The following is a 17,813-nucleotide window of genomic DNA, read 5'->3' as shown; positions in this document are numbered from 1 at the left end:
TGAGCGGGATGTTACGTTACAGCACCCCTTGCGCCAGCATCGCCTCCGCCACTTTGACAAAGCCGGCGATATTCGCGCCGCGCACGTAATGGGTCTGTTTGCCTTCGCCACCATACTCCACGCAGGCGTGATGAATATCCGCCATGATGTGCTGCAGGCGTATGTCGACTTTTTCCGCCCGCCAGCCGAGGCGTGCGGCGTTTTGCGCCATCTCCAGCCCGGAGGTGGCGACGCCGCCGGCATTGGCCGCCTTGCCCGGCGCGAACAGCACGCCGGCGTCCAGGAAGGCGTCGGTGGCCTGAATGGTGGTCGGCATATTGGCGCCCTCGGCGACCGCTTTCACACCGTTATGGATCAGCATCTTGGCGGCGCTCAGGTCCAGTTCGTTCTGGGTGGCGCACGGCAGCGCGATATCTACCGGGACGCTCCACGGCTGCTCGCCGGGCAGATAGGTCAGGCCGCGTTCGCGGGCGTAGTCCTCCACCCGGCCGTAACGCTGGTTCTTGATTTCCGCCAGAAGCGCCAGCTTCTCGGTGGTAAAGCCGGCGTCGTCCACCACGGTGCCGCCGGAGTCGGAGGCGGTGACTACACGGGCGCCGAAGGCCAGCGCCTTCTCGATGGTGTACTGCGCCACGTTGCCGGAGCCGGATACCGCAACGCGCATCCCCTCAAAGCTCAGCCCGTGGCGTTTCAGCATTGCATCGGTGAAGTACACCAGACCGTAACCGGTGGCCTCCGGCCGGATCAGGCTGCCGCCGAAGGAAAGCCCCTTGCCGGTAAACACGCAGGCGGTGTTGTTGGACAGCTTTTTCATCATGCCGGTCATAAAGCCGACTTCGCGTCCGCCAACGCCAATGTCACCAGCCGGTACGTCGGTATCCGGCCCCAGATGACGGTATAGCTCGCTCATCAGCGCCTGGCAGAAACGCATGATCTCGCCCTGACTTTTGCCTTTGGGGTCGAAGTCCGATCCCCCTTTGCCGCCGCCCATCGGCAGCGTGGTCAGTGCGTTCTTGAAGGTCTGTTCAAAGCCGAGGAACTTCAGAATCGACAGGTTCACCGACGGATGAAAACGCATGCCGCCCTTGTACGGCCCGATGGCCGAGTTGAACTGCACGCGCCAGGCGCGGTTGACCTGCACGCGGCCGGCGTCGTCCATCCAGCTGACGCGGAACTGAATCACGCGTTCCGGTTCGACCAGGCGTTCCAGCAGTGCATATTCCCGATAACGCGGGTTGCGTTCGATAAACGGCCACAGCGAAGTAAACACTTCGCGTACCGCCTGCAGATATTCGTCCTGATAAGGGTTTTGCTGCTGTAATGCGGCAAGAAAGGATTCGAGCGATGCGCCCTGTTCCATAGATAGCTCCTTCTAAATTAATGCCCCCGGTTATTGCTATTGATTTAACGTCATGGGGGAAGATGTTGTGTCTGACTTGACTATATCACCGGGTGGCGCTTGTTTATCAAGCGATTAATTCCTGCAGAAACGAAAAAGCCCACAATATGTGGGCTTTTTGACCGGTGTGAGGCGTTGAGCTTAGGCGTCTTCATCCTCTTCATCGCGCAACGGCACAATCAGCATATCGATATGTACGGTATTGATCAGCTGGCGGGCGGAAGACATCAGCTTGCTCCAGAAGTCCTGATGGTGGCCGCACAGCACCAGATCCATATCGTATTTCTTGATGGCGTCCACCAGCACCTGCGCCAGATCGCCGCTGCCGCTCAGGGTTTCGGTGATGGGGTAGCCGGCGTTTTGTGACAGCTCGGTCAGCGCATTGTGGGTTTCTTCGGAGATGCGCTTTTGCATATCGCCCAGATTAACGTCGATCAGGCCGGTATACAGATCGGAATAGTTAACATCGACGTGGATCAAGGAGACTTTGGCATTGTACGGCCGCGCCATGGAAACTGCTTTTTCGACCAGAATTTTACTTTCCGGGGAGAGGTCTACCGCGATAAGAATGTGTTTGTAAGCCATGAGAATACTCCTTCCATATAATGCCGATTAAAGGGTAGCAGGCATTCCGCGCGCCAGCCTGGCGCCGTTGTTTTCTCCGCCATGGTTTGGCGTCTGCCTGCATCATATCATTACGCTAACGCAATGATATGTCGGGCCGATCACAGCGCAATGCTTCACTCAGTCTTGCTATTTTCACCCTGTTAGTTTTACACCTATCGGGCTAAAAATCCTATTTATTCAGGGGGTATTTCGCCCTTGAGCGTTTGAATTATAAGCGTTCTTAGAGCAAGTATAGTCCCGAATGGCGTTTTGAGCGTCGGCGAGCATGGCCGGCGGTGGCGGGTAACGCGCCGGCCGCGCTAAATTTTCCCTGTCTGTCCGGCTACGTTTACGTTTCGTTATCCTACAATAATGTTATAGGCCTCACCCTTCCTCTGTGCGCCGTACCTTGTCTCAATATGCGTTTGCGTATCGATGGGGCGTCGCCGATGGAGGGCGATGCCTGAGCGGTATCACTATCGGTCATCAGTCGTATTGGATATGAAGTAGGGTCGTTGGCTCCGGCGGGTTGCCGTGGATCGCAACGCCTTGAGGGGGAATCATGATCAGTACCGTCGCGCTGTTCTGGGCTTTGTGTGTGGTATGTGTGGTAAACATGGTGCGCTATTACTCTTCCCTGCGCGCGCTGCTGGTGGTGCTGCGCGGTTGCGACCCCTTGTTGTACCAGTATGTTGACGGCGGCGGTTTCTTTACCGCCCATGGCCAGCCGAGCAAGCAGCTGCGCCTGGTGCGCTATATCTATGCGCAGCGCTATAGCGATCATCACGACCCGGAGTTTATCCGCCGCTGCGAGCGGGTGCGCCGGCAGTTTATGCTGACCTCCGCCCTGTGCGGGCTGGTGGTGATCAGCCTGATCGCCATGGCTATCTGGTACTGATGCCAATAAAAAAGGCGGCCCTGAGGCCGCCTTGTATTCTGGGTTCGCTGACTCAGATCAGCTTCAGCGCCAGCCAGTACAGAGAACCGGACAGCAGAATCGAAATCGGCAGGGTTAACACCCAGGCCAGAGCGATGCTCTTCACGGTTTTGCTCTGCACGCCGCCGCCATCCACGATCATGGTCCCGGCTACCGCCGAGGAGAGCACGTGGGTGGTGGAAACCGGCATGCCGGTGTAGCTGGCGACGCCGATCGACAGCGCGGCGGTCATCTGAGCCGATACGCCTTGCGCGTAGGTCATGCCCTTCTTACCGATTTTCTCGCCGATGGTGGTCGCGACGCGTTTCCAGCCCACCATGGTGCCGAGAGACAGCGCCAGCGCAACGGCGACAATGATCCACAGCGGCGCATATTCCACGGTCTGCAGCAGATCCTGACGCAGGTTGTTCAGGAAGCGTTTGTCTTCCGCTGAGGTTTCCGGCAGCTTGGCGACCTTATCTGCGGTATCCGTCACGCACATCAGCAGGCGACGCAGCTGGCTGCGTTGCTCCACGTTCAGCTGGTCATAACTTTGCAGGTCTTTCAGCAGGCCGGACGCATGGTTGATGGCCGGCATGGCGCGTGACGTGTCGCAGTGGAACTCTTGCGGCGCGTTGCTGGCCGGCGTTTCTTCCGGCGTCGGCACCAGCGGCGTGATGGCGACGACATGCGCCAGCGACGCCTGATGCTGCTGGTAATACTGCTGCAGATGGCTGACGGCATCACGGGTACGGGTGATGTCATAGCCGGTTGCATTCATATTGAGCACAAAGCCGGCCGGCGCTACGCCGATCAGCACCAGCATGATCAAACCGATGCCTTTCTGACCGTCATTGGCGCCGTGTGAGAAGCTTACGCCGACGGCGGACAGAATCAGCGCGATACGCGTCCAGAACGGCGGCTTGCGCTTACCGTCAACTTTTTCGCGTTCGGCCGGCGTCATATGAATACGCTTGCGTTTTTTGGTTCCGCTCCAGTAACGGCGCAGCATAAACACCATCAGCCCGGCGACCATCATCCCCACCAGCGGGGAGAAGATCAATGACAGGAAAATACTGATCATTTTCGGGACGTTAAGCGCATCCACCATGGAGGTGTTGGTAACCAGAGCGTTGGTCAGGCCGACACCGATAATGGCGCCAATCAACGTATGGGAGCTGGAGGCCGGCAGACCGAAATACCAGGTGCCGAGGTTCCAGACGATTGCCGCCAATAGCATGGAGAACACCATGGCTAATCCGTGCGCGGAACTGACGTTCAGCAACAGATCGGTTGGCAGCAGGTGGACAATGGCGTAGGCAACACTCAAACCGCCGAGTATTACGCCAAGGAAGTTAAACACGCCCGCCATTACGACCGCAAGTTGCGAGCGCATAGCACGGGTATAGATCACGGTAGCAACCGCATTGGCCGTATCATGAAAGCCGTTGATGGCTTCGTACATCAATACGAACAGCAGTGCGAGTATTAACATCAGGCCGGTATGGAAATCCAGGCCAGCGAACAAATGCAACATAAGCGTTACGCCAGGTTTGTGGACATGAACGCCGCGCATTATCCGTGACAACAGGGGGCGGGGAAAAGAAAAATATGACGTTTTTTTGATTTCATTGTGCCCGAACAGGCACTATCTCTGTGCAAATCAAATAAATATCATGATGTTACATGGATTTACCGATTATAACATTTCCTTACGACGGCGCTGTCGCAGGTCGTAATTTACACATAACTGCGATGAATTTAGCGGTGAGTGGCGGCGAAATAGCGTAAAATGGCGCGCTTTTGTCGTGATTGTGGTTTAACTCAGAGAGGCTCAGGTGGAACAGTTTGATGTAGTCGTTATCGGCGCGGGCGCGGCGGGAATGTTTTGTGCGGCGCAGGCAGGGCAGCAGGGTTGCCGGGTGCTGCTGCTCGACAACGGCAAAAAGCCAGGGCGTAAAATTCTGATGTCGGGCGGCGGACGCTGTAACTTCACCAATATGTACGCCGAACCGGCGGCCTACCTGTCCAATAATCCCCATTTCTGCAAATCCGCGCTGGCGCGCTACACCCAGTGGGACTTTATCGACCTGATTAACCGCTACGGTGTGGCTTACCATGAGAAAACTCTGGGTCAGCTGTTTTGCGACGACTCGGCGCAGCAGCTGGTCGATCTGCTGGTGAAAGAGTGTGAGCTGGGCCAGGTCACGCTACGCCTGCGCAGTGAAGTGCTGCAGGTGGAAAAACACGACGACGGCTTTGAACTGACGCTGAATGGCGAGAAAGTAAGCGCACGCTCACTTGTGGTGGCCAGCGGCGGACTTTCCATGCCGGGGCTGGGCGCGTCACCGTTCGGCTATAAGCTGGCTGAACAGTTTGGTCTTAATGTGTTGCCTACCCGCGCCGGGCTGGTGCCTTTTACCCTGCATAAACCGCTGCTGGAGCAATCACAAACGTTGTCCGGCGTCTCGGTGCCGGCCAGCGTAACGGCGGCAGACGGTACGCTGTTCCGGGAAGCCATCCTGTTTACCCATCGCGGCCTGTCCGGCCCGGCGGTGCTGCAGATTTCCAGCTATTGGCAGCCTGGTGAGTATGTGAGTGTTAACTTACTTCCTGACCTCGATCTGGCGGGCTTCCTGGATCAGCAGCGCCAGGCTCACCCTAACCAGAGCCTGAAAAATACGCTGGCGCTGCAGCTGCCGAAACGTCTGGTTGAGTTTTTGCAAACGCTGGGACAGTTGCCGGAAGCGACCCTGAAGCAACTGACCCCGGCTCAGCAGGCCGAGCTGGTGGATAGCCTGCAGCAATGGCGGGTGCAACCCAATGGCACGGAAGGTTACCGCACGGCAGAAGTGACGCTGGGCGGTGTCGATACCCGCGAGCTGTCGTCCAAGACCATGGAGGCGCGTAAGGTGCCAGGGCTGTACTTTATCGGCGAAGTGGTGGACGTGACCGGGTGGCTGGGCGGTTACAATTTCCAGTGGGCATGGAGCTCCGCCTGGGCCTGTGCGCAAGCGCTGGCACGGGATAAATGACTGGTATGAGGACTAACCTGTGATAAACGGTGAAAAATTGCCTTATATGCTCTTTTTCACCTTTTTTATCATTGTGTTGTATTTTCTTCTCGGCGTGCTTTCCTCGCCGATCGCCCGGCCGCCTTTAGGAAGGGAGCGTACGTTTTATCGCCGGGTGGCGAGCATTGACACGGGCCGTTGCACCGCTTATTAAGGTGCCATATTAAGTCGGAGTAACCCGCCTGTGATGCGGTCTAATCTTATTCAGTAAACCATTCGCCTGCGAAATATTTAAATTTTATCAAAAAGTTAATATTCTTGCCGCTTTGGCATCCTCGCAGAGTGCTGCGATGACCACTCTCCTGCCGGTGTTGTTTCAGCATGGGTGCTCTTCCTATCCAAACCTCCGTTCTGTGGAAAAAAGTCAGCTAACAATAGAAATTTTAATTTATTAGATCTGGCACACATTAGTATTTTTTCTATTTGTAATTTTTTATTTCCCCACAGAGCATGAATAAAATTCATGAAAAACAATATAATAACAACTAAGTTTCATAAAAATGCAACAATAAACTACACAAATAAACATTTGTTTACATTTGCTGCGCCATGACTTGATTGAATTATCTCCGGTCGAAAACTAGAAGTATTAGCTGGTCTAATTAATGACCCCGGTTAACGGAGTGTTCATGAATTTCAATTTCTCGAATGCCCAGGAACGGCGGTATGAGTCAGCCTATCGCTTTGCACTGGACGTATTGGATCAGGATGCGCAGGCGCGTATCACGCAACGGGGGCTAAACCTCGAGCTATGGCGGCAAGCCGCCGCCCATGGTTTTACACTGGGCCCGCTGTCAGACCAGTTTGGCGGTGAGGAGATGGGGGCGTTGGATACGGCGCTGATGATTGAGGCCCTAGGAAAAGGCAGCCGCGATCTGGGCCTGTCGTTTTCACTCTGTGCACATCTTTGCGCCTGTGTGATCCCGCTGTCCCGTTTTGGTTCCGATACGCTGAAAGCGCAATATCTGGAACCGCTGGTTACGGGCAAACTGATCGCAGCCAATGCAGCCACCGAACCTGAGGCCGGTTCGGATATATACGCTATGCGCTCAACGGCGCAGCCCTGCGACGGCGGCTATCGTCTCAATGGCAAAAAGGTGTTTATCACCAATGCGCCAATCGCCGATCTGTTTGTCGTCTACGCCAAAACCAATCCCGACCATGGCTTTATGGGGGTTTCAGCCTTTCTGATCGAGAAAGGCGCGCCAGGGCTGAGCGTCAGTGAGACCATCCCGAAGGACTGTCTGTCCAACTGCCCTTGGGGCGAATTGACGTTTCACGATCTCTTCGTGCCGGAAACGCAGCGCATCGGCATGCCCGGCGCCGGCGGGGCGATTTTTCACGATTCGATGATTTGGGAAAAAGGCTGCCTGTCGGCGCTGTTCATCGGCGTGATGGAAAGGCTGCTGGACACCTCCCTGACCTATGCGAAACAGCGCCAGCAGTTCGGCAAACCGATCGGCCAGTTCCAGTCCGTTTCCAACCGCATTATTGAGATGAAGCTGCGGCTGGAGCAGTGCCGGCTGATGCTCTATCGGGGCTGCTGGCGTCACGACCAGGGACAGGATGCGGAGCTGGATATCGCCATGAGCAAACTGCTGATTTCCGAATATGCCGTGCAGTCGGCGCTGGACGCCATTCAAACTTTCGGCGGCGCGGCGATGGATCAAGAGCTCGGGCTGGTGCGCGAGCTGCTGAACGTTATCCCCAGCCGGATTTTTTCCGGTACCAACGATATCCAAAAAGAAATCATGGCCCGCAAGCTGGGGTTACGAGGAGGAAGAGGGTGATTATTCAACGACTCTTTGGCCTGCTGTATATGCTTGCCGGCCTGGCCAAGGCTTTTCCCGCACTAGAGAATGTTCCTGCTATCTTGCATCAGGCGGCGATCGCCAACCAGGGCGCCTGGTATGCCGGCGCGACGCAGTGGCTGGCGGATCATGGCGCAGCGGTCAATCTGTTGGTCGGCGTCTTGTTGTTCGGCTCTGGTTTGGTGCTGGTGCTTAACCCGCGCTGGACGGTGCGGGTGATTTACGGTCAGCTGTTGATGATGGCGGTCTTTGTCACCCTGCTGCACCGTGCACAGCCGCAGGTGATCTATCTGGACGCGCTGTTCGCGCTGGCTGCGCTGTATATGCTGCGCGTACAGCACCGGCGCAAGCCTCAGACACGCACGTTCCCTACCCGTTCATTCTCATCGCCCGCCGCCACGGTTCCCCAGACAACGTCGCCGCTGGAGGATGACTACGACGTGGTGATTATCGGCGGCGGCGTGTCCGGCCTGACAGCCGCCAGTGAACTGAGCGGCCGCCGGGTTTTGGTGCTGGAAAAAAGTGCCACCTTTGGCGGTAATGCCCGTTTCAATACCTTGGATACGCTGAAATTTCCTATCGCCGGCGTCTGTTTTCAGCAGCCGCAGCCGAACTCGACCATGATGCGCGTGTTGGAAAAAATCGGGCTGGAGGACGCCTACCGCTCTAATGAGCACGACACTCTGGTGTTTTTTGACACTTTTCTATTGCTCAGATGTCTGGGGGAAGTCACCGTCGGCTTCCTCAAATATCCGTCCTACCTGCTCAAGCCTGCGGTTTGGGGATTGACCGGTCAGCTCTTCCTGCATGCGTTGATAGGCAAGCCTTATGTCATCGCCGCCAAACAGTTGGGCGATCCGATTTTCGCCGAGCTGTACACCTTTCTTGACCGCTTTTCTCCGGACGGCGATCGCTATCCTTATGTTCCCTGGTCGCCGGAGAGCGGCTGGAGCCGGGAGGAGATGACGCAGCTCGATACGATGTCGCTGCATGACTATCTGTTCTCTCCGGGCGCTGCGGACGCGTTGCCGGCGCATCTGCAGCCGCCGAAGAAGCTCGGCAAATTGGTGGAAAATGCGGTCAGCACCACGTTGCGGGTTGAATGTTTGGACGTGCGTGAGGTTTCCGCCTACGTCGGGCTGCATTTTCTGGTGGGTTACCTGCGCGGCACGCTGGTGACGTTACCGGGCGGCAACGGCAGTATCGGCGCCGGGCTGTGCGATTACCTCAGCAGACAAAGCGGCATGCGGCTGCAAAACTGCGCCCGCGTTGAGGCTGTCACGCCGCAGGGCGAGACAACGCGGCTTCAGGTGAATATCAACGGTGAGATCCGCCAGGTGAATGCGCGCCAGGTGATCTGGGCGGCGCCCAAAACGCATCTGACGCAGTTTTTACCGAACCTGCCGGCTGCGCAGCGTAGCGCGCTGGACGCCATCCGCCACGAAGATTATTACCTGGCGAATGTGCAACTGGCCGCGCCGATTCTCAGCCATTCGTTCGGCGGCTATCTGATCGAGCCGGATAACCCGCGCGCCCCCTACGCCTGGTGTAAGGCCGGCACGTGCCTGGTCGCTAACTGGATGGACAGCGAGAGCGGCGCGGAAAAGGGCGTACTGACCCTGCTGAAGCCGACCACCCGGCGGGAGCGGCAAGGGCGCAGCGCGCAACATGACTTTCTGGGGCTGCAGCAGCAAACCTATATCGAAATTGCCGGTGTGCTGCGCAATATGGGGATTGAGGCCGACGTGATTGAAGACATCAAAATCTGGTACTGGCCGGCAGGTTTGGTGACCTCCGTGATTGGGCAACAGGCGCAGGGCGTGTTCAGCGACGCCAGCCAGCCGGTTGAAAATATTCATTTCGCCAATCAGGACAGCATCGGCATCGGCAATATCGAGAGCGCGGTGCAGGCCGGCGTACTGGCGGCCGGAGCGGCGAAAGCGCGTTTGGGCGCCGCTCAGCGGCTGACGGATGTTGTAATGGAGGTGGCGCGATGAGCAACGCGTTAGTGGTTGAACTGTCTGGCGATCAGGCGCTGGAACAGCATCGCCTAGGTGGTAAGGCCTACTCGTTAAATCATCTGATTCAGGCCGGTCTGCCGGTACCGCCCGCCTTCTGCGTCACCGCGCAGGCTTACCGGCAATTTATCGACGATGCGGTGCCCGCAACGCTGCTGAACGCCGGTGAATCAGGCAACGTGCGCGATATGATTTTAAACGCCAGCATGTCTGAACCACTCAGCCAGGCGATCCGGGATGCCTGCCGGCGGCTCGGCGGCGATGTGTCACTCGCGGTCCGTTCCTCGGCGCTGGAAGAAGACGGCCTGAGCCAATCCTTCGCCGGCCAATATGATACCTATCTGCACGTTAACGGCGCCGACGAGGTATTGCGCAAAGTGCGTTCCTGCTGGGCGTCGCTGTGGGCTGAGAGGGCGGCGCAATACAGCCGGGTGCACGCCGCGCAAAGCGACATCGCCGTTGTATTACAGGTGATGGTCGACGCCGACGCGGCTGGCGTGATGTTTACCCAGGACCCGTTAACCGGCGACACGGATTGCGTGGTGATCGACAGCTGTTGGGGTCTGGGCGAAGGCGTAGTGTCCGGTCAGGTCACCACCGACAGCTTTATTCTGGATAAGGCGAGCGGCGCGCTCCGTGAACAGCAGGTCCGTCATAAATCCCATTATTGTCAGCGTAACGAGCAGGGGCAGATTGTGCTGCTGCATACCCCGGAAGCGCAACGCGACGCGCCCAGCCTGAACGCGGAGCAACTGCAGCGTTTGGTCACCCTCGGCAGACAGGCACGGCTGATTTACGGCACCGAGCTGGATATTGAGTGGGCGGTTAAAGACGGCCAGGTATGGTTGCTGCAGGCGCGCCCGGTCACGGTGCTGGCCAAACCGGCACAGGGCGTCTACGCCAATCCTTGGGAAGACAGTCAGGCGGTCAGGGATCGTGCCTTTTTCTCACGGATGGATACCGGCGAAATTGTGACCGGACTGATGACGCCGCTGGGGCTGTCGTTTTGTCAGTTCTACCAAAAGCACATTCACGGCCCGGCGATCAAGACTATGGGGCTGGCCGATATCAGCGACTGGCAAATCTATATGGGGTATATCCAGGGTTACGTTTACCTGAATATTTCCGGTTCGGCTTATATGCTTCGGCAGTGTCCGCCGACCCGGGATGAAATGAAGTTCACCACCCGCTACGCCACCGATGATATCGACTTTAGCCAGTACCGTAACCCTTATGGTACCGGCGTTCAGGGCTGGGGATATATCAAGAGCAGCTGGTACTGGCTGAAGCAGCAGGTGCATAACTTGCGTAACGCCGCCAGCATTGTCGAACAGATGATCGCGCTGCGTCAGCGCGAAACCCGGCGCTTTCTGAATCTTGATTTAGCGGCAATGTCGCTGCAGGAGCTGAACGACGAACTACAGCGCATCGACGGGTATTTCCTGGAAAGTTGCGCGGCCTATATGCCCTTCTTTCTACAGTCATTCGCCCTCTACGATGCGCTGGCGCTGACCTGCGAGCGCTATCTCAAAGGCGAAGGACAGGGACTGCAGAACCGCATCAAGGCCTCAATGAATAATCTGCGCACCATTGAGGTCACGCTGGGCATTATCAGGCTGGTGGACAAGATTGAGCGTCAGCCAGCGCTGAAAACGTTATTCGAACGTCACAGCGCCGCTGAACTGGTGACGCTTCTGCCGGAACATACGCTGGCACGCGATTTTTGGCAGCAGGATTTTAGCGCCTTCCTGCTGGAGTTCGGCGCCCGCGGCCGCCAGGAGTTTGAACTCAGCATTCCGCGCTGGCGAGACGATCCCAGTTACCTGCTGCAGGTGATAAAAATGTACCTCCAGCATCCGGTCGATCTGCAGAAGAAGCTGCGGGAAACGGAGCAGCTCCGCCAACAGGACAGTGAAAAACTGTTGCGGGGTATGCCTTGGGCGGGGCGGCTTAAACTGAAAACCCTGACCAAACTGTACGGCGTGATGGCAGAACGACGTGAGGCCACCAGGCCGACCTTTATTACGGAAACCTGGTTCTACCGCTGCATCATCGTGGAGGTTCTGCGGCGTCTTGAGGGGCAGGGACTGGCCAGCGCTGCCGATTTGCCTTACCTGGATTTTGAGCGTTTTCGCGCCTTTATGGCGGGGGAAATGTCTGCGCAAGAGGCGTTTTCGCCGTCGTTGATCGACAGTAATCGTCACCAACATCTGCTGAACCTGCACGCGGAAGAGCCGCCGATGGCGATCATCGGCGCCTACACGCCGAAAATGAAGGCGCATGCGTCGGGTGATGCAGCGACCGACGTCCTGAGCGGGCTGGCGGCCAGCCCGGGAAAAGTGGTGGCCAAAGCGCGGGTGATCACCGATTTGCAGGCCCAGGTGGCAGAGGTGCAACCCAATGAGATCCTGGTGGCGCGCTTTACCGATGCCAGCTGGACGCCGTTGTTCGCTCAGGCGGCCGGGATTGTCACCGATATCGGCTCAACCCTGTCTCACAGCTGTATTGTCGCCCGCGAGTTTGGCATTCCCGCCGTCGTCAATCTGAAGGTTGCGACTCAGGTGATCAACAGCGGTGACACTCTGATCCTCGACGGTGACAGCGGGACGGTCATCATTCAGCCCGGGGAGCCTCCCGATGCTGCTGCGTAAGACGCTCTGGGCCGGATCCGGCTGACGTAGTAGAGCGGCAACCAAAAACTGACTTAACGATGGTGATGCACACGGCCAAGGCCGCAGGTAAACCGTTGCGGGTTCTCTCGCGCCGCGTTTGGCCTACGGCTCGTCGCCGCAACTCCCTTTTGTCGCATTAAGGAATTCGAGCATGACACTCATGACAGGACAAGCAAGACCCGCCAGCTGTGCTTCCTATGAACAGGTGTGGCAGGCAGAACAGCACGCTGACGCGTCAAAGGCACCGGACACCATCACGGTCGGCGTGGTGGTGGTGACGCGCAACCCGACGTTTTTCCAGACCGGACTCAGCGTGCTGAATGATATTCGCGATTATGTGTTCAACCGCGTCCATATCCAGTCGGAATTACCGCTGCAGTTGCTTGGGTTGGCGAATGCGCCGCTTTATCAGGAAGCGCGTGAAAAAGCCCTGCATTTTCTGAAGCGTCAGAATAAAACCATCAATGTCCGCATTATCCAGTGCGCCAGCCTCGCCGAGGCGACAGGCAAAATTATCTATACCCATGCGTTGGAGCAGTGGCCCGAGTTTCATCTGGGGATGCTGTTTTACGATCAGAGCTCGCCGGCCGGCACCGACGACAGTATTGAACAGATCGACCGCGATCTGGACGCCTTTTACAGCGCGTTGCAGCGCAGCGGGATCCCGGCGTTTTACACTACGTTTTCTACCGTTGCCTTTATCCGCGAACTGCGTTCGCCGATCCGCTATCTCCCCCAGCAATACCGGGAGATCGTCCGCAGCGACGATCCCGCCATCTTCCAAACCGAACTGCTGTGTTTGTGGATGGACTTCTTTGAGATGAACTACACCAACCGCCGGGTTAAACCCATTGGGGCACAGGCGCTGCATAATACGCTGGGCGAACAGCTGATCCGGTTTTTCGAACGCACCACCGCGAGCCGCTGGCTGGTGTCTTACTATACCGGCTCCATCATTTCCAACCTGGTCGGCTATCTGGATCGGCATGCGGAAGCGCGCGGCGCGCTGATTCTGCGCGGTCCCAATGAGCATGCCATCGCCTGCGGCGCCATGGCGAACTGGCAGCTGTACCGTATGCCGTTTTTAGGGGTAGTGACGTCCGGCATGATGGACGAATTCAAAGGCACGCTGGCTAACCTGAAGGAAACGGCGGCCCAGGGAATCATCATCGCCGCAGAGAACCGCAACGCACAGTGGTACAGCTTCCAGGGCACGCAAACGCCGACGGAGGATATGCGTGAAGTGCTGGCCGCCCGCCGTATCCCCTATGTCTATATTGATGAGGTCGAGGGCATTGCCGACGGTCTGGCGGAAGCGTTCCGCTATTATCATCAGGAACAGGGGCCGGTGGTCATTCTGGCGACGCAAAACGTGCTGGAGTCGACTTTGGCGCTGGAGCATGAGATTGATGATCCAGCGCCGATGCCGGCGCTGGATGCGGACGATCTGCCGCCGATGAGCGACAGCCTGACGCAGGCGCTGGCGTTGATTAACCACGGCCCGGAAAAGCTGGTGTGGCAGCTTGGCCCGGTCAGCGACGACGAATACGCCCTGATCCATGAAATCGCCGATGCTGCCGGCATTGCGCTGGTGGACTCGTTGGCGCATCCCGGTTCGGCGCCGAAATATTATCAGGGCCGGCGCAACCCCCACTATTTAGGCACGTTGGCGATTTACGGCTACAGCCCACGGGTCTACAACTTCTTGCATACCAACGACAAGCTGAACCCGATGAGTGAACAGAGCCTGTTCATGATTAAGAGTCGGGTTGCCCAGATTACAACGCCGTTCTCCGATGGACGGCTGGAGCGTAAGGTGCATTTGGTGCAGCTCACGCACGATGAGCGTCATCTCTCACCTTATGCCGATCTCCACCTGCATATGGACTGCCTGGCCTTTTTACGCGCCGTTAAAGCCAACCTTAATGTCGACCCGGCGCTGCGGGACAAACGTAAGGCGCTGATCGCCGCCTATCTGGACTCGCCGTCTGATGTGGTCAGCCAATTGCCCAGTTTGCCGATGTCGGCCAACTACTTCTTTTGTCAGTTGAACCGGGTGATTGAACAGCTGATAGAAACGGAAAATTTCGATTTTACCGGCATTTACGATGTGGGGCGCTGCGGTATTTCCGCCGCGCGCAATGTCGCGAAAACGCGGCGGGGATTTTCCGGCTGGTACGGCCGCGCGTTGATGGGCGATGCGCTGCTGGCCACCGGCTATCTGGCGTATACCAGCCCGGGGCACGTGGTGGCGTTTATCGGCGACGGCGCCAGAGGGATCGTGCCGGATATTTTGCCCGCCTTTATCGACAACATCCTTACGCATCCGCAGTTACTCGATAAAAGCATCTCGGTCTTCTATTTCTGCAATGGCGGCCTGTCCGTCATCAATACCTATCAGGAACGCATTCTCTTTAACCGCACCTCGCGGCAGATGCGGCTGGTGAATGTGGATCAGCCCGAATTTACGCAAACGGTCAATAACTTCCAGATCCAGAGTAAGACGCTGACGCACTTTGACGAAGAGGCGATCCGCCAGGCGCTTACGGCGCGGCGGCGGCTCAATCTGTTTTCCGTGGTGCTGGGACACAACAACGAAGGCGATGGCATCTCATTAGCCACCGCCAAGGGATGGCAGCGCGATCCCTGCGACTGGGAAGAACTGCAAGAGCGTAAAGCCTGGGCGGCGTTGCAGCCTGAATCAACCAGCACTGCTTTTGACCAAGATCAGACACAGGAAACCACATCATGAAGTTCGGATTCATCGCACATCCCACCTCGGTAGGGCTGAAACGCTACGTTAAAATGCTAGACCTGCTGCAGCGCAACTCGACCGAGCTGCACAGCGGCTACACACGCGAGCTGTGGCAGCGGGAGAACCTGGTGCCGTTTATGAACTTCGCCAAAATTACCTCGGCTACCGGCGCCACCTGCGAAGGGGTGATTAAATACATGCCGTTGGTGGCGGACGAAATGCTGGCCGATGCCCGCACGATCGCCGGGCGGGTGCTGCAGGGCATTGACGAATTGGTGGCCGATGGCGCCGAACTGGTGGGCCTGGGCGGCTTTACTTCTATCGTCGGCCGCCGCGGCGAAGCCACCGCCGAAAAATCGCCGGTTCCCGTCACCTCCGGTAACTCGCTGACCACCTATGCCGGCTATAAAGCGGTGCTGCAGATCCAGTCTTGGCTGGATATTCAGGCCGATAGGGAGCCTGTCGCTATCGTCGGCTATCCGGGCTCGATCTGCCTGGCGCTCAGCCGCCTTCTGCTGGCCCAGGGGTTTTCACTCCACCTGTTACACCGGCCCGGGCATGAGCGCGACGAGCTGCTCAGCCATCTACCGGAGCAGTATCACTCGCAGGTGACGCTGACCGGCGACGCCAGCGAACTCTATGCACGCTGCAAACTGTTTATTGCCGCCACATCGGCCGGGGGCGTGATCGACCCCGCCAGACTGCAGGCCGGCTCTATTTTTATTGATGTCGCGCTGCCCAGAGATATTCAGGCGGATACCCGTCCCGAGCGGGACGATATTCTGATTATCGATGGCGGCTGCGTCACGGCGAGCGATGCGGTCAAACTGGGCGGAGAGTCGCTGAACGTCACCATCAAACAGCAAATGAACGGCTGCATGGCGGAAACCATCGTGCTGGCGTTGGAAAACCGCCGGGAGAATTTCTCGCTCGGGCGCTATCTGGCGCCGGAAAAAGTGTTGGAAATCGGCGAGATTGCCGAGCGGCATGGCTTCTTTGCCTATCCGCTGGCCTCGTATGGCGAGCGTATCGACCGGCAGAGCGTCAGCCACCTTAAACGCTACTATCACCATGAGATTTATGCCGGCGAACGCGGCGAAATGTCCCAGACTTCATCCCGACTGGCGTTTGTCGACGCCATTATCGCCCAGGAGCCGGCGCGGGAAGATACGCTCGACCGTTACCACCAGTTCGTCAACCCGATGATGGTGGACTTTTTAAAACTGCAGCATTGCGACAACGTGTTTCGTCATGCGGCGGGCACTCAACTATTCACTGGCGAAGGGGAAGCCTTCCTGGATATGGTGGCCGGCTACGGCTGCCTCAACCTTGGCCACAATCCGCAGCCGGTCGTCGACGCGCTGAAAAATTACCTCGATACCCAGGGCCCCAACTTTATCCAATATATTTCGGTGCCCGAACAGACCGCTAAACTGGCCGAGGTGCTCTGCCGTCTGGCGCCCGGCAAGATGGGCAGGGTGTTCTTCAGCAACTCGGGGACTGAAGCGGTCGAAGCCGCGATGAAGATCGCCAAGGCGGCGACTGGAAAACCGGGCATCGTCTATCTGCAAAACAGTTACCACGGCAAAACGCTGGGTGCGTTGTCGATTACCGGACGCGACAAGCACCGCCGTTATTTCAAACCCCTGTTGGAATCCATGGTTGAAGCGCCGTTCGGCGATCTGGATGCGCTGCGGCAGGCGCTGACGCGCGATGATATCGGGGCGGTCATGATCGAACCGATTCAAGGGGAAGGCGGGGTGCATATTCCTCCTGAAGGTTATCTGCAGGCGGTGCAGCAACTCTGCCGGCAGCATGACGTGCTGCTGATGGTTGACGAGGTGCAGACCGGTCTCGGACGTACCGGCAAACTGTTCGCCTGCGAATGGGAAGGGATCGAGCCGGATGTACTGATGCTGTCGAAATCGCTGTCCGGCGGTCTGATCCCGATCGGCGCCACGCTGTGCCGTGCCGATATCTGGCAGCAGGCCTACGGCACCGCGGATCGTTTCCTGGTGCACAGCTCCACCTATGGCGGCGGCAATGTGGCGTCGGTCGTGGCGCTCAGCGCGTTACGCGAGATCCTGGCTCAGGATCTCGCGGGGCACGCCGAGAGGATGGGGGCCTATTTCAAACAGGCGCTGAGCGAGATCGCCGCCCGCTATCCCTTTGTGGCGGAGATCCGCGGTTGCGGCCTGATGCTGGGGATCCAGTTCGATCAAACTTTTGCCGGCGCCGTCAGCGCGTCCGCCCGTGAGTTCGCCACCCGTTTGCCCGGCGACTGGCACACGACCTGGAAGTTCCTGCCCGATCCGGTGCAGGCCCACCTGCGCGCCGCCATGGATCGCATGGAGCAGTCGCTCGGCGAAATGTTCTGCATGAAATTCGTCACCAAACTGTGCCAGGACCACAAAATCCTGACCTTTATTACCGCCAACAGCTCGACGGTAATTCGTATTCAGCCGCCGCTCATCATCAGCAAAGCGGAGATCGATCGCTTCGTCACCGCCTTCGCCGCGGTTTGCGATGAATTATCCACCTTTTTGAAATAGGAACCTGTGC

The 17,813-nt window shown here is 57.7% G+C and carries 10 protein-coding genes; 7 read left to right on the top strand and 3 right to left on the bottom strand.

The window, feature by feature from the left end; genetic code table 11:
- Window positions 1-16: 16 nt before the first annotated feature.
- Window positions 17-1,360, bottom strand: a complete 1,344-nt coding sequence (gdhA, locus tag CLM71_RS22720; RefSeq protein ID WP_105232995.1) for an NADP-specific glutamate dehydrogenase — start codon at window positions 1,358-1,360, stop codon at window positions 17-19.
- Between the two features lie 180 nt (window positions 1,361-1,540).
- Window positions 1,541-1,984, bottom strand: a complete 444-nt coding sequence (gene uspA / locus CLM71_RS22715) for a universal stress protein UspA (protein WP_015962256.1) — start codon at window positions 1,982-1,984, stop codon at window positions 1,541-1,543.
- Window positions 1,985-2,567: 583 nt separating this feature from the next.
- Here uspA and uspB point away from each other — a divergent pair.
- Window positions 2,568-2,903, top strand: coding sequence for a universal stress protein UspB (uspB, locus tag CLM71_RS22710; protein ID WP_105232994.1), 336 nt, complete (start codon window positions 2,568-2,570; stop codon window positions 2,901-2,903).
- 52 nt (window positions 2,904-2,955) lie between these two features.
- On the opposite strand, the gene pitA is transcribed toward uspB, so the two are convergent.
- Complete coding sequence (gene pitA / locus CLM71_RS22705; protein ID WP_105232993.1) at window positions 2,956-4,458, bottom strand: inorganic phosphate transporter PitA; 1,503 nt, start codon at window positions 4,456-4,458, stop codon at window positions 2,956-2,958.
- Window positions 4,459-4,759: 301 nt separating this feature from the next.
- On the opposite strand from pitA, the gene CLM71_RS22700 reads away from it, so the two are divergent.
- The 6 genes from CLM71_RS22700 (at window position 4,760) to CLM71_RS22675 (ending at window position 17,803) form a co-directional block, all read left to right on the top strand.
- Window positions 4,760-5,956: an NAD(P)/FAD-dependent oxidoreductase gene (locus CLM71_RS22700; protein ID WP_105232992.1), complete on the top strand. Its 1,197-nt coding sequence runs from the start codon at window positions 4,760-4,762 to the stop codon at window positions 5,954-5,956.
- A 668-nt stretch (window positions 5,957-6,624) separates the two neighbouring features.
- Window positions 6,625-7,785: an acyl-CoA dehydrogenase family protein gene (locus CLM71_RS22695; protein ID WP_105232991.1), complete on the top strand. Its 1,161-nt coding sequence runs from the start codon at window positions 6,625-6,627 to the stop codon at window positions 7,783-7,785.
- Complete coding sequence (locus CLM71_RS22690; RefSeq protein ID WP_105232990.1) at window positions 7,782-9,803, top strand: FAD-dependent oxidoreductase; 2,022 nt, start codon at window positions 7,782-7,784, stop codon at window positions 9,801-9,803. The genes CLM71_RS22695 and CLM71_RS22690 overlap by 4 nt, the downstream gene beginning before the upstream one ends.
- On the top strand, window positions 9,800-12,475 hold the full coding sequence (locus CLM71_RS22685; protein WP_105232989.1) for a PEP/pyruvate-binding domain-containing protein: 2,676 nt from the start codon (window positions 9,800-9,802) through the stop codon (window positions 12,473-12,475). The genes CLM71_RS22690 and CLM71_RS22685 overlap by 4 nt, the downstream gene beginning before the upstream one ends.
- A gap of 172 nt (window positions 12,476-12,647) precedes the next feature.
- The gene (locus CLM71_RS22680) at window positions 12,648-15,248 is read left to right on the top strand and encodes a biosynthesis protein PigD (RefSeq protein WP_105232988.1); all 2,601 of its coding nucleotides are present in this window, start codon (window positions 12,648-12,650) and stop codon (window positions 15,246-15,248) included.
- Window positions 15,245-17,803 carry an aminotransferase class III-fold pyridoxal phosphate-dependent enzyme gene (locus CLM71_RS22675; protein WP_105232987.1) on the top strand — a complete coding sequence of 853 codons (2,559 nt, stop codon included), beginning with the start codon at window positions 15,245-15,247 and terminating at the stop codon, window positions 17,801-17,803. Before CLM71_RS22680 ends, CLM71_RS22675 begins: the two co-directional genes overlap by 4 nt.
- Window positions 17,804-17,813: the final 10 nt, after the last annotated feature.

The organism is Serratia sp. MYb239 (genome assembly GCF_002966855.1).
Lineage (GTDB): Bacteria > Pseudomonadota > Gammaproteobacteria > Enterobacterales > Enterobacteriaceae > Serratia_B > Serratia_B rhizosphaerae.
The sequence above is the reverse complement of the archived record's forward strand: the minus strand, read 5'-3'. Positions and strand labels throughout refer to the sequence as shown.